The 19,082-nt window shown below is 69.3% G+C and carries 18 protein-coding genes; all 18 read right to left on the bottom strand.

The annotated features are described in order from the left end of the window. Window positions 1-15: 15 nt before the first annotated feature. The 18 genes from mihF to alaS all read right to left on the bottom strand — a co-directional run bounded on the left by mihF (window position 16) and on the right by alaS (window position 18,991). Window positions 16-327: an integration host factor, actinobacterial type gene (gene mihF / locus BC102111_RS04860; protein WP_040341490.1), complete on the bottom strand. Its 312-nt coding sequence runs from the start codon at window positions 325-327 to the stop codon at window positions 16-18. 96 nt (window positions 328-423) lie between these two features. Then, complete coding sequence (gene pyrF / locus BC102111_RS04855; protein WP_095375525.1) at window positions 424-1,287, bottom strand: orotidine-5'-phosphate decarboxylase; 864 nt, start codon at window positions 1,285-1,287, stop codon at window positions 424-426. Beyond that, on the bottom strand, window positions 1,284-4,559 hold the full coding sequence (gene carB / locus BC102111_RS04850; protein ID WP_095375524.1) for a carbamoyl-phosphate synthase large subunit: 3,276 nt from the start codon (window positions 4,557-4,559) through the stop codon (window positions 1,284-1,286). The genes pyrF and carB overlap by 4 nt, the downstream gene beginning before the upstream one ends. A gap of 10 nt (window positions 4,560-4,569) precedes the next feature. Further along, window positions 4,570-5,709 (bottom strand): glutamine-hydrolyzing carbamoyl-phosphate synthase small subunit, encoded by a 1,140-nt coding sequence (gene carA, locus BC102111_RS04845; RefSeq protein ID WP_095375523.1) that lies wholly within the window; start codon window positions 5,707-5,709, stop codon window positions 4,570-4,572. Then, the gene (locus BC102111_RS04840; RefSeq protein WP_101623738.1) at window positions 5,706-6,200 is read right to left on the bottom strand and encodes a PH-like domain-containing protein; all 495 of its coding nucleotides are present in this window, start codon (window positions 6,198-6,200) and stop codon (window positions 5,706-5,708) included. The genes carA and BC102111_RS04840 overlap by 4 nt, the downstream gene beginning before the upstream one ends. Further along, complete coding sequence (locus BC102111_RS04835; RefSeq protein WP_095375521.1) at window positions 6,185-7,495, bottom strand: dihydroorotase; 1,311 nt, start codon at window positions 7,493-7,495, stop codon at window positions 6,185-6,187. Before BC102111_RS04835 ends, BC102111_RS04840 begins: the two co-directional genes overlap by 16 nt. Next, a complete protein-coding gene (locus BC102111_RS04830) occupies window positions 7,488-8,465 on the bottom strand; it encodes an aspartate carbamoyltransferase catalytic subunit (protein WP_009377154.1) in 978 nt (325 codons plus the stop codon). Before BC102111_RS04830 ends, BC102111_RS04835 begins: the two co-directional genes overlap by 8 nt. Further along, window positions 8,462-9,013: a bifunctional pyr operon transcriptional regulator/uracil phosphoribosyltransferase PyrR gene (gene pyrR / locus BC102111_RS04825; protein WP_009377153.1), complete on the bottom strand. Its 552-nt coding sequence runs from the start codon at window positions 9,011-9,013 to the stop codon at window positions 8,462-8,464. Before pyrR ends, BC102111_RS04830 begins: the two co-directional genes overlap by 4 nt. Before the next feature lie 112 nt (window positions 9,014-9,125). Further along, window positions 9,126-9,533 carry a transcription antitermination factor NusB gene (nusB, locus tag BC102111_RS04820; protein ID WP_009377152.1) on the bottom strand — a complete coding sequence of 136 codons (408 nt, stop codon included), beginning with the start codon at window positions 9,531-9,533 and terminating at the stop codon, window positions 9,126-9,128. Further along, window positions 9,534-10,094 carry an elongation factor P gene (gene efp, locus BC102111_RS04815; protein ID WP_009377151.1) on the bottom strand — a complete coding sequence of 187 codons (561 nt, stop codon included), beginning with the start codon at window positions 10,092-10,094 and terminating at the stop codon, window positions 9,534-9,536. Window positions 10,095-10,223: 129 nt separating this feature from the next. Continuing rightward, a complete protein-coding gene (aroB, locus tag BC102111_RS04810) occupies window positions 10,224-11,336 on the bottom strand; it encodes a 3-dehydroquinate synthase (RefSeq protein ID WP_063250253.1) in 1,113 nt (370 codons plus the stop codon). Beyond that, on the bottom strand, window positions 11,333-11,956 hold the full coding sequence (locus tag BC102111_RS04805; RefSeq protein WP_009377149.1) for a shikimate kinase: 624 nt from the start codon (window positions 11,954-11,956) through the stop codon (window positions 11,333-11,335). The genes aroB and BC102111_RS04805 overlap by 4 nt, the downstream gene beginning before the upstream one ends. Further along, entirely contained in the window at window positions 11,953-13,146 is a 1,194-nt protein-coding gene (gene aroC, locus BC102111_RS04800; RefSeq protein ID WP_063250252.1) for a chorismate synthase, read from the bottom strand. The genes BC102111_RS04805 and aroC overlap by 4 nt, the downstream gene beginning before the upstream one ends. 10 nt (window positions 13,147-13,156) lie before the next feature. Continuing rightward, a complete protein-coding gene (locus BC102111_RS04795) occupies window positions 13,157-13,912 on the bottom strand; it encodes a prepilin peptidase (protein ID WP_095375519.1) in 756 nt (251 codons plus the stop codon). 3 nt (window positions 13,913-13,915) lie between these two features. Continuing rightward, the gene (locus BC102111_RS04790; protein WP_095375518.1) at window positions 13,916-14,770 is read right to left on the bottom strand and encodes a shikimate dehydrogenase family protein; all 855 of its coding nucleotides are present in this window, start codon (window positions 14,768-14,770) and stop codon (window positions 13,916-13,918) included. Further along, window positions 14,746-15,873: an endolytic transglycosylase MltG gene (gene mltG / locus BC102111_RS04785; protein WP_101623737.1), complete on the bottom strand. Its 1,128-nt coding sequence runs from the start codon at window positions 15,871-15,873 to the stop codon at window positions 14,746-14,748. Before mltG ends, BC102111_RS04790 begins: the two co-directional genes overlap by 25 nt. After that, window positions 15,870-16,340, bottom strand: a complete 471-nt coding sequence (gene ruvX / locus BC102111_RS04780) for a Holliday junction resolvase RuvX (RefSeq protein WP_095375517.1) — start codon at window positions 16,338-16,340, stop codon at window positions 15,870-15,872. Before ruvX ends, mltG begins: the two co-directional genes overlap by 4 nt. Beyond that, a complete protein-coding gene (gene alaS / locus BC102111_RS04775; RefSeq protein ID WP_095375516.1) occupies window positions 16,337-18,991 on the bottom strand; it encodes an alanine--tRNA ligase in 2,655 nt (884 codons plus the stop codon). Before alaS ends, ruvX begins: the two co-directional genes overlap by 4 nt. Between the last annotated feature and the right edge of the window lie 91 nt (window positions 18,992-19,082).

Raw genomic sequence — 19,082 nt, 5'->3', positions numbered from 1 at the left:
CTGAGGTTGTCACACTCAGGAGTATTTCTCCAACAGGGCGTTCTTCTGGTGCACTCCGAGTCCCTTGATGCGACGCGAGGAGGCGATGCCGACCTCCTCCATGGCCGCTTCGGCGCGCCTGTCGCCGACGCCGGGCAGGGAGCGCAGCAGGTCGAGCACGCGCATCTTCGCGAGCGCTTCGTCCTTCCCCGCCTTCTGGAGCACTGCCGCGAGATCCGTCTCTCCGCTCTTGAGCGCCGCCTTCACCTCGGCACGCACCTGTCGAGCCTTGAATGCCTTGTCAAGGGCGGCCGAACGCTGTTGCGGGGTCAATGGTTCGAGTGCCACATTATCTCCTCTGTCACCATGAACGGGCAGGTAGGGAAGTTGCTTCAGTCTAAAACACAAACCCGCATGACCGACACAGCGAGGAGAAGAAAAACCTCAGTCGTCGAGGGTCAGGGACGCGTTGAGCGCCTTCGCCGCCTCGCGCAGACCTGTCGGTCCGGCTGCGAGCACGGCCCGGGAGGCGGCGACGACGATCTGGCGGCGGCGCAGCGCCTCCCGCCCGAAGACGGCGATGAGCTCGTCTCGGCCCGCACCCTGGGCGCCGACGCCGGGAGCGAGGATGGGACCTCCGCAGTCGCTCGGGTCGAAGCCGAGTTCGGCCGCTGCCCGTCCGATCGTCGCACCGACGACGAGGCCGTAGGGTCCCAGCCCCTCCCCCTGCGTCAGCTTCGCATTGGCCTGGGCGACGGCGGCTGCGACGCTGCCGGCCACGGAGTCGCCGAAGCCCTCGACCGGGTGACCCGTCCGGGCGTGCTGGACGCTCGCGCCTTCGGGATTCGAGGTGAGGGCGAGGACGAAGAGGCCCCGGTCGTCGGCTGCCGCGAGGTCGAAGGCGGCGCCGAGCGCGCCGACGCCGAGGTACGGGGAGACCGTGACGGCGTCGGCGGACAGCGGCGAGTCGGGTGCGAGATGGGCCTGGGCGTAGCCGGCCATCGTCGAGCCGATGTCCCCGCGTTTGACGTCGAGGATGGTGATGAGCCCCCGCTCACGGCACGCGGCCAGCGTCTCCTCGAGGGCTGCGACCCCGGCGGAGCCGAAGCGCTCGAAGAACGCCGACTGCGGTTTGACCGCGGCCACGGTGCCGGCGAGCTCGGTGACGGTGCGCAGGGCGAACTCCCTCACCCCGGCTGCGGTCAGGGGCAGCCCCCACGCCTCGAGGAGGTGGTCGTGGGGGTCGATGCCCACGCACACGGGTCCGTGCGCTGCCATCGCCTCCGAGAGCCTCGTGCCGAACATCATGCGCTCCAGTCCTGGAGGCTGCGCACGCCGAAGGTCTTCTCCCGCACCGCGTGGAGCGAGGTGACGGCGGCTGCGAACTCCGCGATCGTCGTGATCAGCGGCACCGAGTTCGCGGTCGCCGCGGCCCGGATCTCATAGCCGTCGGCGCGTTCCTGTCGGCCTGCGGGGACGTTGATGACCATGTCGATCGTGCCCGCGGCGAGGTAGTCGAGCACCGTGCGGTCCTCGGCGTCGGCCTCGAAGTGCTTGTGCACCTGGGAGGTCGCGATCCCGTAGCGGGAGAGGACCGCGGCGGTGCCGGTGGTGGCGACGACGTCGAAGCCCATGTCGACGAGCTCCTTGACCGGCAGCACCATGGCCCGCTTGTCGCGGTCGGCGACGGAGACGAAGACGGTGCCCGAGGTGGGGAGCTTGATCGAGGCCCCGAGCTGTCCCTTCGCGAACGCCGTCGGGAAGTCGTGGTCGATGCCCATGACCTCACCGGTCGAGCGCATCTCGGGTCCGAGCACGGAGTCGACGACCTTGCCCTCGACGGTGCGGAACCGACGGAACGGCAGCACGGCCTCCTTGACGGCGATCGGGTGGTCGAGCGGCAGCGTCGAGCCGTCACCGGTCTCCGGCAGCAGGGTCCCGCGCAGATCGGCGATCGTCCGCCCCACGGCGATGAGCGCGGCGGCCTTCGCCAGCTGCGTCGACGTCGCCTTCGAGACGAACGGGACGGTGCGCGAGGCGCGCGGGTTGGCTTCGATGACGTAGAGGACGTCGGCGGTGATGGCGAACTGGATGTTGAGCAGTCCGCGCACGCTCACGCCTTCGGCGATCGCCCGGGTGGCGGTGCGCACCCGTTCGAGGACGTCCTCGCCGAGAGTGAGCGAGGGCAGCACGCACGCGGAGTCGCCCGAGTGGATGCCGGCCTCCTCGATGTGCTCCATGATGCCGCCGATGAAGATGTCCTCACCGTCGTAGAGGGCATCGACGTCGATCTCGATCGCGTCCTCGAGGAAGCGGTCGACGAGGACGGGCCGGTCGACGGAGACCTCGGTGGCGGTGGCCATGTAGTCGAGCAGCTGGGTGCGGTCGTAGACGATCTGCATGCCGCGCCCGCCGAGGACGTACGAGGGGCGCACGAGCACGGGATAGCCGATCTCCTCGGCGATGACGGCCGCCTCGTGGGCGGTCACCGCGGTGCCGTGCTTGGGGGCGGTGAGACCCGCCCGGGCGAGGACGGCACCGAACTCGCCGCGATCCTCGGCGAGGTCGATCGCCTCGGGCTGCGTGCCGAGCACGGGGACGCCTGCTGCCTTGAGCCGGTCGGCCAGTCCCAGCGGGGTCTGCCCGCCGAGGGTGCAGACGACCCCGAGGACGGGACCGGCGGCGAGTTCGGCGTGGTAGACCTCCATGACGTCCTCGAACGTCAGCGGTTCGAAGTAGAGGCGGTCGGCGGTGTCGTAGTCGGTCGAGACGGTCTCGGGGTTGCAGTTGACCATGACGGTCTCAAAGCCGGCCTCGCCGATGGCCATCGTCGCGTGGACGCACGAGTAGTCGAACTCGATGCCCTGGCCGATCCGGTTCGGACCCGAACCGAGGATGAGCACGGCGGGGCGCTCACGCGGCTCGACCTCGGTCTCCTCGTCGTAGCTCGAGTAGTGGTAGGGCGTGTGGGCCTCGAACTCGCCGGCGCACGTATCGACGGTCTTGAACACGGGCCGGATCCGCAGGGCGTGGCGGACCCCGGTGACGACGTCGGTGCTCAGGCTGCGCAGGTGGGCGATCTGCTCGTCGGAGAAGCCGTGGTTCTTCGCGATCCGCAGCACCTCGGCGTCGAGCTCGTCGGCGCCGGCGATGAACTCGGCGACCTCGTTGATGAGTTCGATCTGGTCGAGGAACCACGGGTCGATCCCGCTCGCCTCGTGGACCTCGGCGTTCGTCAGGCCGGCCGCGAGTCCGCGCTGGACGGCGTGGATGCGGTCTGCGGTGGGGTGGCCGATCGCCTCGAGCAGGGCCTCGCGCACCTCGTCGTCGGAGATGTCCGGCAGGTCCGCCCAGGAGAACGACGAGCCCTTCTGCTCCATCGAGCGCATCGCCTTCTGCAGTGCGGTCGTGAAGTTCCGGCCCAGCGCCATGACCTCGCCGACGGACTTCATGGTCGTCGTCAGGGTCGGGTCGGCGGCGGGGAACTTCTCGAACGTGAAGCGCGGGATCTTGACGACGACGTAGTCGAGGGTGGGTTCGAAGCTCGCCGGGGTGACCTGCGTGATGTCGTTGGGGATCTCGTCGAGGGAGTAGCCGACGGCGAGTTTGGCGGCCATCTTCGCGATCGGGAACCCGGTCGCCTTCGAGGCCAGCGCCGAGGACCGGGAGACGCGCGGGTTCATCTCGATGACGACGATGCGCCCGGTGACGGGATCGACGGCGAACTGGATGTTGCAGCCGCCGGTGTCGACGCCGACGGCGCGGATGACGTCGATGCCGATGTCGCGCATCCGCTGGTATTCGCGGTCGGTCAGGGTCAGCGACGGGGCGACGGTGATCGAATCGCCGGTGTGGACGCCGACCGGGTCGACGTTCTCGATCGAGCACACGACGACGACGTTGTCCTTGTGGTCGCGCATGAGCTCGAGCTCGTACTCCTTCCACCCGAGGATCGACTCCTCGAGGAGGACCTCGGTGGTGATGGAGTCGGAGAGGCCGGCACCGGCGATGCGGCGCAGATCGGTCTCGTCATACGCCATGCCCGATCCGAGTCCGCCCATCGTGAAGGAGGGGCGGACGACGAGGGGGTAGCCGAGCTCCTCGGCGCCGGCGATCGCCTCGTCGAGGGTGTGGCAGATGACGGAGCGGGCCACCTCGGCGCCGCAGTCCTCGACGATCTGCTTGAACTTCTGCCGGTCCTCGCCGCGCTGGATCGCGTCGACGTCGGCGCCGATGAGCTCGACGCCGTACTTCTCCAGCGTGCCCGCCTCGTGGAGGGCGATCGCGGCGTTGAGCGCGGTCTGCCCGCCGAGGGTAGGCAGGATCGCGTCGGGGCGCTCCTTGGCGATGATCGACTCGATGATGTCGGGGTCGATGGGCTCGACGTAGGTGGCGTCGGCGACGTCGGGGTCGGTCATGATCGTCGCGGGGTTGGAGTTGATGAGGATGACGCGCAGGCCCTCTGACCTGAGCACACGGCACGCCTGGGTGCCGGAGTAGTCGAACTCGCAGGCCTGCCCGATGACGATGGGACCGGAGCCGATGACGAGGACGGAGTCGAGATCGTTGCGAAGTGGCATGGGCGGCTCCTTAGGCGCGGGAGGACATGAGGTCGACGAACCGGTCGAACAGGTAGTCCGAGTCGTGGGGTCCCGCGGCGGCCTCGGGATGGAATTGGACGGAGAAGGCGGGGATGTCGAGGCACTGGAGTCCCTCGACGACGTCGTCGTTGAGGCACACGTGCGAGACGACGACACGGCCGAAGTCGGGATCGGCAGGCGCTGTGGTCTCCCCCTCGAGGGGGGCGTCGACGGCGAAGCCGTGGTTCTGCGCGGTGATCTCGACCTTGTCCGTCGTCCGGTCGATGACGGGGACGTTGATGCCGCGGTGGCCGAAGGGCAGCTTGAACGTGCCGAAGCCGAGCGCCCGGCCGAGCAGCTGGTTGCCGAAGCAGATGCCGAAGAAGGGGATCCGAGCCCCCAGCACCTCGCGCAGCAGCGCGACCTGCTCGTCGGCGGTCGCGGGGTCGCCGGGTCCGTTGGAGAAGAAGACGCCGTCGACGCCGAGGGCGCGGATCTCCTCGAACGTCACCGAGGCGGGCACGACGTGGACGTCGATGCCGCGCTCTGCCAGGCGCTGCGGGGTCATCGCCTTGATGCCGAGGTCGACGGCGGCGACGGAGAACTTCGCCTCCCCCACGGCGGGCACGAGTTCGGTCTCGCTCACGCTCACCTCGTCGGCGAGCTGGGAACCGGCCATCGGCGGAGTCGCGAGCACGGTCTCGAGCATCGTCCCTGGGTCCGCCTCGGCGGCGGGACCGGAGAAGATGCCCATGCGCATCGCGCCCTTGTCGCGCAGATGCCGGGTGAGCGCACGGGTGTCGACGTCCTTGATCCCCACGACCCCCGCCTCGGCGAGGTGGGTCTCGAGGTCGCCCTCGGAGCGCCAGTTCGACGAGATCCGGGAGGCGTCGCGGACGACGTAGCCGGACACCCAGATCTGCCGGGACTCGTCATCGGCTGCGTTGATGCCGGTGTTGCCGATGTGCGGAGCCGTCTGGATGACGATCTGCCGGTGGTAGGAGGGGTCGGTCAGGGTCTCCTGGTAGCCGGACATCGCGGTGACGAAGACGGCTTCGCCGACGGTCTCCCCGACGGCTCCGTAGGCGGACCCGGTGAACGTGCGGCCGTCTTCGAGCACGAGGACGGCGGGAGTGGTGGACAGTCTCATGGTGCCTCTACGATCATCTCTCTGATGCGGTTGACGGTGGGCGCGGTGTCGGCGGAGTAGCGGGCGCGGAAGCCGGTGTCGACGAGCGTCTCGCCGAGCCTCCACGTGATGCGCACGATGCCGCCGCGTTCGACGAATTTGCCGATCATCCCCGAGGTGGTGTCGACGGAGACGATGTCGGCGCGCGGGATGAGGAAGTCCTCACGACCAGCGAGGTCGAGGATCACACCCCCGTCGGTGACGACGAGCTCACCGGTGGTGCGGATGCCGAGCCCGTGGATGGCGACCCGCTCGAGCGGGTGTCCCGCGTGCGTGGTCGAGACGTACGAGCCCTCGACGGGATCGGCGATCGGGGTGATGCCGAGGTGGGGCTTGGCGGGCGCGGTGAGCGCCTCCTGACTGCGCTTGCGCCGCGTCCACCCCCATGTGAGGGCGAGGAGGATGAGGAGGAAGATGCCTGCGATGATGAGGACGCTCACGCTTCGGTCCATGATGCTCCTCCCGGGTGGGGTGTGCTCAGCGCACCGTCGGCGAGCACGCGGTGGCCGTAGAAGAAGGTGTCGGTGACCTTCGTGTTCACCTCGACCCCGGCGAAGGGGTTGTTCCGGCCCTTCGTCGCATGCTCGGCCGGGGTGATCGTGTGCGGTGCGGCGGGGTCGATGAGGACGATGTTCGCGCTCGCCCCGGTCTCGAGGCTGCCGTGGCCGGTGGCGCCGGTGATCCTCGCCGGTGCCTGCGACATCACACGGGCGACGTCGCCGAAGTCGAAGTCGTAGTCCTTCATCGCTTCGACGACGACGGCCAGCGCCGTCTCCATCCCGACCATGCCCATGGCCGCCGCGGACCATTCGCTGCATTTGTGCTCGGCGGTGTGCGGGGCGTGGTCGGTGCCGACGACGTCGATCGTCCCATCGGCCAGGGCCTCGCGCAGGGCCTGGACGTCGCGGTCGGTGCGCAGCGGCGGGTTGACCTTGTAGACGGGGTCGAAGGTGCGCACGAGTTCGTCGGTGAGCATGAGGTGGTGAGGGGTGACCTCGGCGGTGACCCGGACCCCGCGCGACTTCGCCCAGCGGATGATGTCGACGCTGCCGGCCGTGGACACGTGGCAGACGTGGAGGCGGGAGCCGACATGTTCGGTGAGGAGGACGTCGCGGGCGATGATCGACTCCTCGGCGACCGCGGGCCAGCCGGGCAGGCCGAGTTCGGCGGAGACGACGCCCTCGTTCATCTGCGCACCCTCGGTGAGCCGGGGCTCCTGGGCGTGCTGGGCGATGACGCCGTCGAAGGTCTTGACGTATTCGAGGGCGCGGCGCATGAGGAGGGGGTCGGAGACGCAGATGCCGTCGTCGGAGAACATCCGCACCCTGGCCTCGGAGCGGGCCATGGCGCCGAGCTCGGCGAGCTGACGGCCCTCCAGCCCGATCGTCACGGCGCCGACGGGCACGACCTCGGTAAAACCGGCGGTCCGGCCCAGCCGGTGGACCTGCTCGACGACGCCGGCGGTGTCGGCGACCGGCGCGGTGTTCGCCATCGCGTGCACGCACGTGAACCCGCCGGCTGCGGCCGACCGGGAGCCGGTGAGGACGGTCTCCGCGTCCTCCTTGCCGGGCTCGCGCAGGTGCGTGTGCATGTCGACGAACCCGGGCAGGGCGATGAGCCCGGTGGCGTCGACGACCTCGTGGTCGTCTCCGAGCAGTTCGGGGTCGACGATCGTGCCCTCGGAGATCGCGATGTCGGCGATTCCGCGGCCGAGGACGTCGGCGCCGGAGATGAGATAGTCAGTCAATGGTCTCCTCCTGACCGGTCAGCAGGCGGTGGAGGACCGCCATGCGCACGCTCACCCCGTTCTCGACCTGGTCGAGGATGAGGGCGCGGGGCGAGTCCGCGGCGGCCGCCGAGATCTCGAACCCGCGGTTCATCGGGCCGGGGTGCATGATGAAGGTGTCGCCGAGGCGCTGCAGTCGCGCTTCGCTCAGGCCCCACAGCCGCGCGTACTCGCGGGCGTTGGGGAAGAACGACTCGTGCATCCGCTCGTGCTGGACGCGGAGCATCATCACCGCGTCGAAGTCGACCGCGCCGATGGCGGAGTCGAGGTCGTAGTGGATCGTCACCGGCCACGTCTCGGCACCCCACGGGAGCAGGGTCGGCGGGGCGACGAGGTGGACGTCGGCGCCGAGGCGGTCGAGGAGGTGGACGTTCGACCGTGCCACCCGGGAGTGGAGGATGTCGCCGACGATGGCGACGCTCGCACCGTCGAGGCCCTTCCCGCGGGGACCCTCGGCGACCGCGCCCGAGGCGGGGACTCCGGCGAGTGCCCGACGGAGGGTGAAGGCGTCGAGGAGGGCCTGGGTGGGGTGTTCGTGGGTGCCGTCCCCGGCATTGACGACGGGGACGTCGATCCAGCCGGTGTCGGCGAGACGCTGCGCGGTTCCGGCAGCCGAGTGGCGGACGACGATCGCATCCGCACCCATCGCGGAGATCGTCTGCACGGTGTCCTGGAGGCTCTCGCCCTTCGAGACCGATGAGCCCTTCGCGGAGAAGTTGAGCACATCGGCCGACAGACGCTTCGCGGCGGCTTCGAAGGAGAGCCGCGTGCGGGTGGAATCCTCGAAGAAGAGGTTGACGACGGTGCGCCCCCGCAGCACGGGCAGCTTCTTCACCTCGCGGGCGCTGAGCTGGGTCATCTCCTCGGCGATGTCGAGGAGACCGATCGCGTCGGCGCGGGAGAGCGAGGAGGTGTCGAGGAGGTGCTTCATCCGCGGCCTCCCGAGATCGTCACCGCGTCCTCGCCGTCGACCTCGGTCAGCGAGACATTCACCCTCTCGCTCGAGGAGGTCGGGAGGTTCTTGCCGACGTGGTCGGCGCGGATCGGCAGGTCGCGGTGGCCCCGGTCGACGAGGACGGCGAGCCGGACCCGTGCGGGCCGGCCGAGGTCGGAGAGTGCGTCGAGGGCGGCCCGGATCGTCCGCCCGGAGAAGAGCACATCGTCGACGAGGACGACGGTGCGTCCGTCGATGCCCGCATCGGGGATGCGGGTGGGCTCCGGGGCGCGGTAGGCGCCCGAACGGAGGTCGTCGCGGTACATCGTGATGTCGAGGCTGCCGACGAGCCGATCCGCGGACTCCGGTCTTCCCGAGATGTCGGCGATGAGTCCGCCGAGGCGGTTCGCCAGGGGCACTCCCCGTCGGGGGATGCCGAGGAGGACGAGGTCGTCCGTGCCCTTGTTCGATTCGATGATCTCGTGGGCGATGCGGGTCGTCGCCCTGCGCACATCGGCGCCGTCGAGCACTGTTCGCTCTGTCATGTCTGCCCTTCTCCGCCTCTCGGGACGGTGGTTAAAGGAGCGTGTCCAGCCCAAGTCTAACCGCTGACCCGGGTGGGGTGATCCGCTGGGTCCGGAGTCCGGACCCAGGGACCTAGGTGAGCGTCGGTTTGACGTCGAGGATGCGCGAGAGCAGCCCCGAGACGAAGCCGGGCGAGTCGTCCGTGGAGAACTGACGGGCCAGGGAGACGGCCTCGTCGATCGCCGCGGCGTCGGGGATGTCGTCGTTGAAGAGGATCTCCCACGTGCCGATCTCGAGCAGGGCCCGGTCGACGGCGGGCATGCGATCGATCGTCCACCCCTGCGCATAGGTGGAGATGATCTCGTCGATCTCCTCCCGGCGTGCCTTGACGCCGTCGACGATCTCGACGGCGTAGGGCTTCATCGGATAGGCGGGGTCGTTCGAGCGCATGGCCACGACCTCGTCGATGTCGAGTCCCCGCTGCCCGGCTTCGAACAGGAGTTCGAGGGCCCGGCGGCGGGCCCGGCTGCGTGCCGACACTTACTTGACGCGGCCGAGGTAGTCACCCGTGCGGGTGTCGACCTTGATCTTCGTGCCCTCTTCGAGGAAGAGGGGGACCTGGATCTCGTATCCGGTCTCGAGGGTGGCCGGCTTCGAGCCGCCGGTCGAGCGGTCGCCCTGGAGGCCGGGCTCGGTGTGGGAGATCGTCAGCTCGACGGAGGCGGGCAGTTCGACCGACAGCGGTGTCCCGTCGTGGAAGGAGACCTGCAGCTCCTGGTTCTCGAGCATGTAGTTCGCGGCGTCGCCGACGAGGCTCGAGGGGATGGTGACCTGGTCGTAGTCCTTCGCGTCCATGAAGACGTAGTCGGATCCGTCGTGGTAGAGGTACTGCATGTCGCGGCGGTCGACGTTGGCGGTCTCGACCTTGGTGCCGGCGTTGAACGTCTTGTCGATGATCTTGCCGGAGATGACGTGCTTGAGCTTCGTGCGGACGAAGGCCGGACCCTTGCCGGGCTTGACGTGCTGGAACTCCAGCACCTGCCACAGCTGGTTGTCGAGGTTGAGCACGAGACCGTTCTTGAGGTCGTTGGTTGTCGCCACTAATCCGTCCTTCTTCACATCATCGTCCCCGTCGACGAGGTCGCTACGGGTGAGGCAGTTTTGCCAATGGACGATTCTATCAAGCCCGCCCAGGGCTCGTGAAACCGCGAGCCGCGGGCGTGCGGGGCCTCACAGGGTCGGACCGAGGAGCTTCCGCGGGGACTCCTCCCCGATCTCCTGGTAGGCGGTGTGGAGGAGTGAGACGTCGGGGATCTCGACGGTGGCGGGCGCGCCGATCTCGGACAGGAGCACCATCCGCAGCATCGAGCCCCGGGTCTTCTTGTCCCGTCTCATCGTCTCGAGCAGCTGCGGCCAGACATCCGACCGGTAGCCGGTGGGCAGACCGAGCTTCGAGAGCAGCTCGCGGTGTTCGTCGACGACCTCGGCGGGCAGGTTCCTCACCATGGCCGCGACCTCGGCGGCGAAGACCATGCCCACGGACACGGCCGCCCCGTGGCGCCACTGGTAGCGCTCCTTGTGCTCGATCGCGTGGGCGAGGGTGTGACCGTAGTTGAGGATCTCACGGCGGCCCGCCTCGGTGAAGTCGCCGGAGACGACCTCGGCCTTGACGGCGATCGCCCGTTCGATGAGCTCCCGGAGGACGGGTCCGTCGACGTCGCCGATCTCCTCGCGGGTGTGGTCGCGGATGAGGTCGAGGATGGCAGGGTCGGCGATGAAGCCTGCCTTGACCACCTCGGCGAGGCCGGTGAAGAGCTCGTTCTCCGGCAGGGTGCGCAGGGTGTCGAGGTCGGCGAGGACACCGGCGGGGGCGTGGAAGGCACCGACGAGGTTCTTGCCCTCGGCCGTGTTGATCCCGGTCTTGCCTCCCACGGCCGCGTCGACCATGCCGAGGACCGTGGTCGGGATGTGGATGACGCGGATGCCGCGCAGCCAGGTGGCGGCGACGAACCCGCCGAGGTCGCTCACCGCTCCCCCGCCGACGGTGACGATGGCATCGGTGCGGGTGAAGTCGGACTGTCCGAGGACCTGCCAGCAGAACGCGGCGACCTGGACGTGCTTGGCCTCCTCGGCGTCGGGGATCTCCGCAACGATCGCGTCGAGTCCGGCGGCGGCGAGGTCGTCGCGGACGGTCTCGCCCGTCGTGCGCAGAGCGCGGGGATGGATGACGAGGACCTTCTCCGCCTGCGGGCCGAGCAGTTCGGGCAGCTGCCCGAGGAGTCCGTGTCCGACGAGCACCGGGTACCGGCCTCCTGCGTCGACGTCGATGGTGGTCACGCTCATGGGTTCTCCTTCGTCTGTTGGTACTTCGCGTACTCCTCGGCGCGCTGCAGGCCGGTGAGGACGTCGACGATCCGGTTGACCACGGTCGACGGCGGCGAGTTCGAGGCCTGGACGCGGAAGGTCGCGACCTGTTCGTAGAGGGGTTCGCGCTCGCTCACGAGCGCGAGCCAGTTCTCGACAGCGGACCCCGACCCGCGCAGCAGCGGCCGGTGCGGGGCGTTGAGTCGGGGGGCGACGGTGTCGACGTCGATGTCGATGTGGACGACCTTGATCGCCGGGTGGAGCAGCTGCGCCCGGGTCCCGGAGTTGAGGATCGCTCCCCCGCCGAGCGAGACGATTCCGGGGCGGTCGAGGAGGCGGCGCAGCGCCTTGCGCACGACTTCCCGTTCGAGTCTTCGGAAGTGGTCCTCGCCGCGGGTGACGAAGATGTCGGCGATGACCCCGTGGCGGTCGACGATGTTCGCGTCGGTGTCGGTCAGCGGCAGCCCCAGACGGTCGGCGAGCAGGCGGCCGATCGTCGACTTCCCTGCGGCTGGGGGTCCGGTGAGCACGATGCGCGAGTGCGCGGCGGGGACCGGCTCCAGGGGTGGGACCGGTTTCGGAAGCGGATGCTCGTTCATCGCCCGATGCGCAGGTTCTCCGGAATGGCGGCGAGGTAGCCCTCCAGGTTCCGCTTCGTCTCGGCCACGGAGTCGCCGCCGAACTTCTCGACGACCGCCTCGGCGAGGACAAGGGCGACCATTGCCTCGGCGACGACGCCGGCGGCGGGGACGGCACAGACATCGGAGCGCTGGTGGTTGGCCTTCGCGGGCTCTCCCGTGGCGACGTCGACGGTCGACAGGGCGCGGGGCACCGTGGCGATGGGCTTCATCGCTGCCCGCACGCGCAGGGGCTCGCCGGTGGACATGCCGCCCTCCGTCCCGCCGGCGCGGTTGGAGGCGCGACGGTAGCCGGAGCCCGCGACGAGGATCTCGTCATGGGCGGCGGAGCCGGGGCGAGCGGCGGTGAGGAAGCCGTCGCCGACCTCGACGCCCTTGATCGCCTGGACGCCCATGAGGGCGCCGGCCAGACGCGAGTCGAGGCGGCGGTCCCAGTGGACGTGGGAGCCGAGTCCCGGCGGGAGGTCGTAGGCGAGGACTTCGACGACGCCGCCGAGGGTGTCCCCGGCCTTCTTCGCCGCGTCGATCTCGGCGACCATCCGGGTGGAGAGGGCGGGGTCGAAGCTGCGGACGGGATCCCCATCGAGGGCGTCGACATCGCTCGCCCGCGGCAGCGCACCGTCCCGGGAGTCCTCGACGCCGCCGATCGCCACGGTGTGGGAGACGAGCGTGATGCCGAGTTCGCCGAGGAACTTCGCGGCCACGGTGCCCAGCGCCACGCGCATCGCCGTCTCGCGGGCCGAGGCGCGTTCGAGGACGGGCCGGGCCTCGTCGAAGCCGTACTTCTGCATGCCGACGATGTCGGCGTGGCCGGGCCGGGGTCGGGTGAGCGGGGCGCTGCGGGCCTGACCCTCGAGCTCGGACTCGTCGATGGGGTCGGCGCTCATCACCGTCTCCCATTTCGGCCATTCGGTGTTGCCGACCTCGATCGCCACCGGGGAGCCGAGGGTCTTCGCATGGCGGACGCCGCCGAGGATGCGCACTTCGTCGGCCTCGAACTTCATGCGGGCGCCACGCCCGTAGCCGAGTCGGCGCCTGGCGAGATTGACGCGGATGTCGTCCCTGGTGATCGGGATGTGGGCGGGCAGCCCCTCAATGATCCCGATCAGTGCTTCGCCGTGGGATTCGCCTGCAGTCAGCCATCTCAACATTCCACCGATTCTATAGAACGAACCTCGCCGAGACCGACCCGACCCACAATCCGGTCAGCATCGCGGGACCGAACGCGATCGTCGTCCGGTGCAGGCTGCCCGCACGCACGCCGGCGACGATCGCCCAGACCCCTGCGACGAGCATGGTGACAACGAGGACGAGAGCGGGCGCCCACGGGGAGATGAGGGCGGAGACGCCGGCGACGACGACGGCGAGCTTGACGTCGCCGAGTCCCATCGTCGGACGGTGCAGGGCACGCCCGAGCAGGTGGAGTCCGCCGAAGAGGAGGAGCCCGCACACGGCTCCGACGAGCCCGAACCACCAGCTCGTCGAGCTGCCGAGACCGATGCCGAGGCCGCAGGCGAGGACGAAGACCCCGATGAGCGGGTACATGATCCGGTCGGGGAGGCGCCGGACGACGAGGTCGGCGACGACGAGGACCGGGGTGGCACCGGCGGTGGTCCCGAGGACGAGGGCCATGAGCACGAGGTCGAGCGTGCTCAGGGAGGGCGGGACGAACTCGGTGCCGCTGCCGGGAGCGATCGCCGTCCAGTCGGGACCCACCGGGACGAGGAACGCGGCCAGTCCGGCGATGACGATGCCGGCGAGGACGAGGAGGACCGGACGGAAGGCGCGCGAGCCGGTGACCGCCTCGGCGTCGGCGGTGTCGGCGAGCCAGCGGGCGGGAGTGCCGACGAGGAGGAGTCCGGTGCCTGCGGCGACGGCCATGCTCAGGCCGAGCAGGACTGCGCTCTCGACCGTCACGGCTCAGTCCCGTTCGGGCAGGGCCGCGTGCATCGATGCGGCGATCGCCTCGACCTGAGCCGGGCTCGGTGGGGTGCCTGCGGCTGCGGTGAGGAAGAGCACGGCCTGGGCGACGGCCTGTTCGACGAGCATCGCGGTGCCCGGCACGGCGGTGTACCCATGGGCGGAGGCCCCGGTGAGGACGGCGGATTCGGCGGCGTAGGCGACGTCGAGGGCGACGCCGCTTCCCGGTTCCCACGTCAGGGTGGGGGCCGCCTCGGCGGGGAGGGTGGAGACGACGACGGCGGAGGACCGGATCGTCTCGAGACCGCCGATCTCGACGGCGAGCCCGAGGCGCGTGCCGAGCTCGGCTGCGGCGACGGCACGGGAGGCGCTGCGGACGAGGAGGTCGACCTCGGTGATGCCGAGGCGCACGAGGGCGAGCAGCGCCGAGCGCGCTGTGGCTCCGGCACCGAGGATCGTCGCCCGGGTCCCGGACCCGGGGCGCAGGCGGATCGCTCCGACGATGCCGTCGACGTCGGTGTTGGCCACGGTCGTCGCGTTCGGGAACCGCACGAGCGTGTTGGCCACACCGGTCGCCTCGGCGGTCTCGTCGAGGTCCCAGCCGCGTTCGCGGGCGAGGGCGACGAGACGCTCCTTGAGCGGCATCGTCAGGGAGAAGCCCGTCTCCGCCGGATGGGCGTCGAGGAAGGCGGCGAGGTCTTCGTCTCCGACCTCGGCGCGACCGTACTCACTGTCCTCGAGTCCGAGAGCCGCGAACGCCGCACGGTGGAGGACCGGGGAGAGCGAATGGGCGATCGGACGCCCGAGCACGGCGGCGCGGACGACCGGGCTCACCCGTCCTGCTCCCGCAGCCATGCCCGGTACTCCTCGACGTTCTTCTGGTGCTCGGCGTAGGTGTCGGCGAACTTCGTCTCACCGGTGTCCGGATTCGTCGCGACGAAGAACTGCCAGCTGCCGTCCGCCGGGTTGAGGGCGGCGTCGACGGCCCCGGCGCTCGGCGAGTTGATCGGTCCGGGCGGCAGGCCCTTCCGCTTGTACGTGTTGTACGGGCTGTCGGAGTTCCGCTCCTCCTTCGTCGTCGTCAGGTCCGCGCGGGCGCCGTGGATGTAGGCGACCGTGGCATCGGACTGAAGGAGCTGACCGGTCTTCGAGTCCTCCGAGATGCGGTTGAGGAAGACCCGGGCGACCTTCTTCCGTGTCTCCTCGTCCCCCGGGGATTCGATCTCGACGAGGCTGGCGAGGGTGAGGATGCGGTTGGCGTCCTTGTTCTCGATGCCCGCGGTCTCGAGCTCGAGCTTCGTCTTCGCGACCATCTCGGAGACGATGTCCTCCGCCGTCTTCGCCTTGTCGAGGTCGTAGGTCGCGGGATAGAGGTAGCCCTCCAAGCTGGGCGCGTCGACGTCGAGGCCGTAGTCCTTCGGAGTCCTGTCGTCGATCGCCTTGTCGACCTCTTCGGCCTTCATCCCCGATTCGATCATCGTCGCTTTGATCTGGTCGATCTTGCGTCCTTCGGCGATCGTGAGCTTCGGGGGTTTGATCGGGTTGATGAACGCGTCGACGGCGGCCTTCGAACTCATCTGCTCACGGAGGATGACCGGTCCCGCCTGGATCGTGAGATCGCGTCTCTCGACCTCCTCGAGGAAGGGCTTGGAGTCCTTGATGACGCCCTCCTCGACGAGCTGGTTGGCCACCGACCGCGCCGAGGCGCCGGGCGGGATCTCGAGCGTGACCTCGGTCGTGCCATTGCCCTCGTAGTCGCCACCCCCGCCGAAGAGGTCGTCGACGACACCGCCGGCGGCGCGGAGGCCGAAGAAGCCGCCGAGGCCGAAGACGAGGACGCAGACGGCGACGATGACGGTGGTGCGACGTTTGCGCATCATCCGCCGGCGCTTCTTCGCTCGGATCTCGGCGCGTGAGAGCCCATCGTCGTCCGAGAACTCACCGGGGAACGGGTTCATTGCTCACTCTCCTGTTCGGGCAGCTGCCGACCGGCGGGCCTGCCCGTGTTGCGTTCGGACTCGAGCGCGTTCTGCAGAATGATGACGGCCGCCTGTGCGTCGACGATCTCGCGGCGCTGCCGTGAGCTCTTGCCCGCAGCCGCGAGCGAGCTGTGTGCCTCGACGGTGGAGAAGCGCTCGTCGACGAGGCGGATCGGCACGTCGGTGTCGATCCGGCGGGCGAAGTCGAGAGCGGCGGCGGCCGCGGCGCGGGCGGAGCCGTCGAGGGACTTCGGATCGCCGACGAGGATCTCGATGGGTTCGTACTCGGCGATGATTTCCCGCAGCTGCCGCAGTGCCGCCGGCTCGTCGGCCCGGCGGATGACGGTGAGCGGGGTCGCGAGGATCCCCTCGGGATCGCACGCCGCGACCCCGATCCGCACCGATCCGATGTCGAGGCCGAGACGTCGGCCGCGCCGCAGTGTCACGTGAGGGCCGCCTTGACCGCGCTGATCGCGGCCGGGATCTGCGTGGTGTCGCTGCCGCCGCCCTGGGCGAGGTCGGGCTTGCCGCCTCCTCCGCCGCCGAGGGTGGAGCTCGCTGCCGACACGAGCTTGCCGGCCTGCGCTCCGGACTCGCGGGCGGCCTCGGTGGTGGCGATGACGACGACGGGCTTGCCGCCGCTCACGCCAATGCCGAGGACGACGGCGGCCCGGTCGCTGACGCGGGCGCGCAGGTCGGTGACGATCGTGCGGACGTCCCCGCCGCTGGAGACCTCGCCGAGGTCGGCGACGACGAAGAGCGTGTTCCCGACGGTCTCGGCGGTCTCGAGGAACCGTCCGGCCTGGGCGAGCAGCTGCTGGGACCGGAGGCGGGAGATCTCCTTCTCCGCGTCCTTGAGCCTGACCATGAGCTCGGAGACCCGGTCGGTGACATCCGTGCCGGGCACCTTGAGCATCTCCGAGAGCGAGGACACGATCGTGCGTTCGGCGGCGAGTGAGCGGAACGCGTCCATCCCCACGGAGGCCTCGATGCGGCGCACTCCGGAGCCGACGGAGGCCTCGGAGAGGACGGAGATCGGTCCCACCTGGGCGGAGGCGCCGACGTGGGTGCCGCCGCAGAGCTCGCGGGAGAACGGTCCGCCGATGTCGACGACACGGACGATGTTCGGGTACTTCTCCCCGAAGAGGGCCATCGCGCCGGAGCGCTTGGCCTCGTCGAAGGGCATGTACTCGGTGCCGACCTCGTAGTTCGAGCGCACGGCGAGGTTGGCGACGTCTTCGATCTCGGCGCGCATCTGCGCGCTCGGCGCCTCCGGGTAGGAGTAGTCGAAGCGCATGTATCCGGGCTGGTTGAGCGAACCGGCCTGGACGGCGTGGGTGCCGAGGATCTCCCGCAGGGCCGCGTGGACGAGGTGGGTGGCCGTATGCGCCTGGGAACCCTGGAAGCGATGCTCGTGGTCGACCTCGGCGAGGACGTCGGCGCCGACGGGGATCTCGCCGTCGATGACCTCGATGCGGTGGGCGGCGAGGCCCTTGACCGGGTTCTGCACGTCGAGGACGCGGGCGGTGAAGCCGTCGCCCTTGATGAGGCCGACGTCGGCCCGCTGGCCACCGGATTCGGCGTAGAACGGGGTGAGGTCGAGGACGAGGTCGCCGGTCTGTCCGGTGGTGAGCACCTCGCGGGCCTCGCCGTCGACGACGATGCCGCGGATCCGGGAATCGGCCTCGAGGTCGTCATAGCCGACGAACTCGCTTCGGCCCTCCTCGAGCAGAGCGGAGTAGGCGGAGAGGTCGGTGTGTCCGCCGCCCTTCTTCGCCTTCGCATCGGCCTTCGCTCGGGTGCGCTGTTCGGCCATGAGCGCGCGGAATCCGGCCTCATCGACGTTGACGCCGTGTTCGGCGGCCATCTCGAGGGTGAGGTCGATGGGGAAGCCGTGGGTGTCGTGGAGGGCGAAGGCGACGTCGCCGGAGATCGTCTTGTCCGAGTCCTCGAGCTTCTCGTACGCGGTCTCGAAGAGCTGGGTGCCGGATTCGAGGGTCCGCAGGAAGGCCTTCTCCTCGGCGTAGGCGATGCGCGAGATCCGGTCGAAATCGGTCTCGAGCTCGGGGTACGAGTGCTTCATCGCGTTCATCGACACGGGCAGCAGCGAGGGCATGACCTCGGTGGTGACGCCGAGGAGGCGCATCGCGCGCACGGCACGGCGGATGAGGCGGCGGAGGATGTAGCCGCGTCCCTCGTTGCCGGGGCGCACGCCGTCGCCGATGATCATCAGGGCCGAGCGGACGTGGTCGGCGACGACGCGCATCTGCACGTCGGAGTGGTGGTCGGCGCCGTACTCACGGCCCGAGAGGCGACTCGCCTCGGCGATGACGGGGAAGACCTCGTCGATCTCGTACATGTTCTCGACGTCCTGGAGGAGGAAGGCGACGCGTTCGAGGCCCATGCCGGTGTCGATGTTCTTCGCGGGCAGCTCGCCGGCGATGTCGAAGTCGACCTTGGAGCGGACCTCGGAGAGTTCGAACTCCATGAAGACGAGGTTCCAGATCTCGATGTAGCGATCCTCATCGGCGATCGGTCCGCCCTCGGCGCCGTAGGCGGGACCGCGGTCGTAGTAGATCTCGGAGCAGTAGCCGCCGGGTCCGGGCTGACCGGTGTGCCAGAAGTTGTCCTCGTTGCCGCGCAGCTGGATCCGCTCACGCGGGATCGAGGTCTCCTCGAGCCAGAGGTCGATGGTCTCGAGGTCGTCCTCGTGGACGGTGGCCCAGAGCAGGTCGGGGTCGAAGCCGAGGCCGCCTTCCTCCGTCGGGGAGGTGAGCAGACCCCACGCGTAGCGGACGGCTTCGCGCTTGAAGTAGTCGCCGAAGGAGAAGTTGCCGTTCATCTGGAAGAACGTGCCGTGACGGGTGGTCTTGCCCACCTCTTCGATGTCGGCGGTGCGCACGCACTTCTGGACGCTCGTGGCGCGGAGGAACGGAGCAGGCTCGCGACCGGTGAGGTACGGGATGAACTGGACCATGCCCGCGATGTTGAAGAGGATCGAGGGATCGGAGCTGATGACCGACGCCGAGGGCACGACCACGTGTCCGTTCGCCTCGAAGTAGTCGAGCCAGCGCTGTTTGATCTCTGCCGTCTTCATCCATGGCCTTTCAGATGGTGCGTCTGCGGTGGGCGCTGCGCGCCCGTTCCAGAATAGTTTAATTGCTCACCAGTTCAGATGGTGGTCGCCT

Origin of the sequence: Brevibacterium casei CIP 102111, assembly GCF_900169275.1 — a bacterium.
Taxonomy (GTDB): domain Bacteria; phylum Actinomycetota; class Actinomycetes; order Actinomycetales; family Brevibacteriaceae; genus Brevibacterium; species Brevibacterium casei.
The sequence above is the reverse complement of the archived record's forward strand: the minus strand, read 5'-3'. Positions and strand labels throughout refer to the sequence as shown.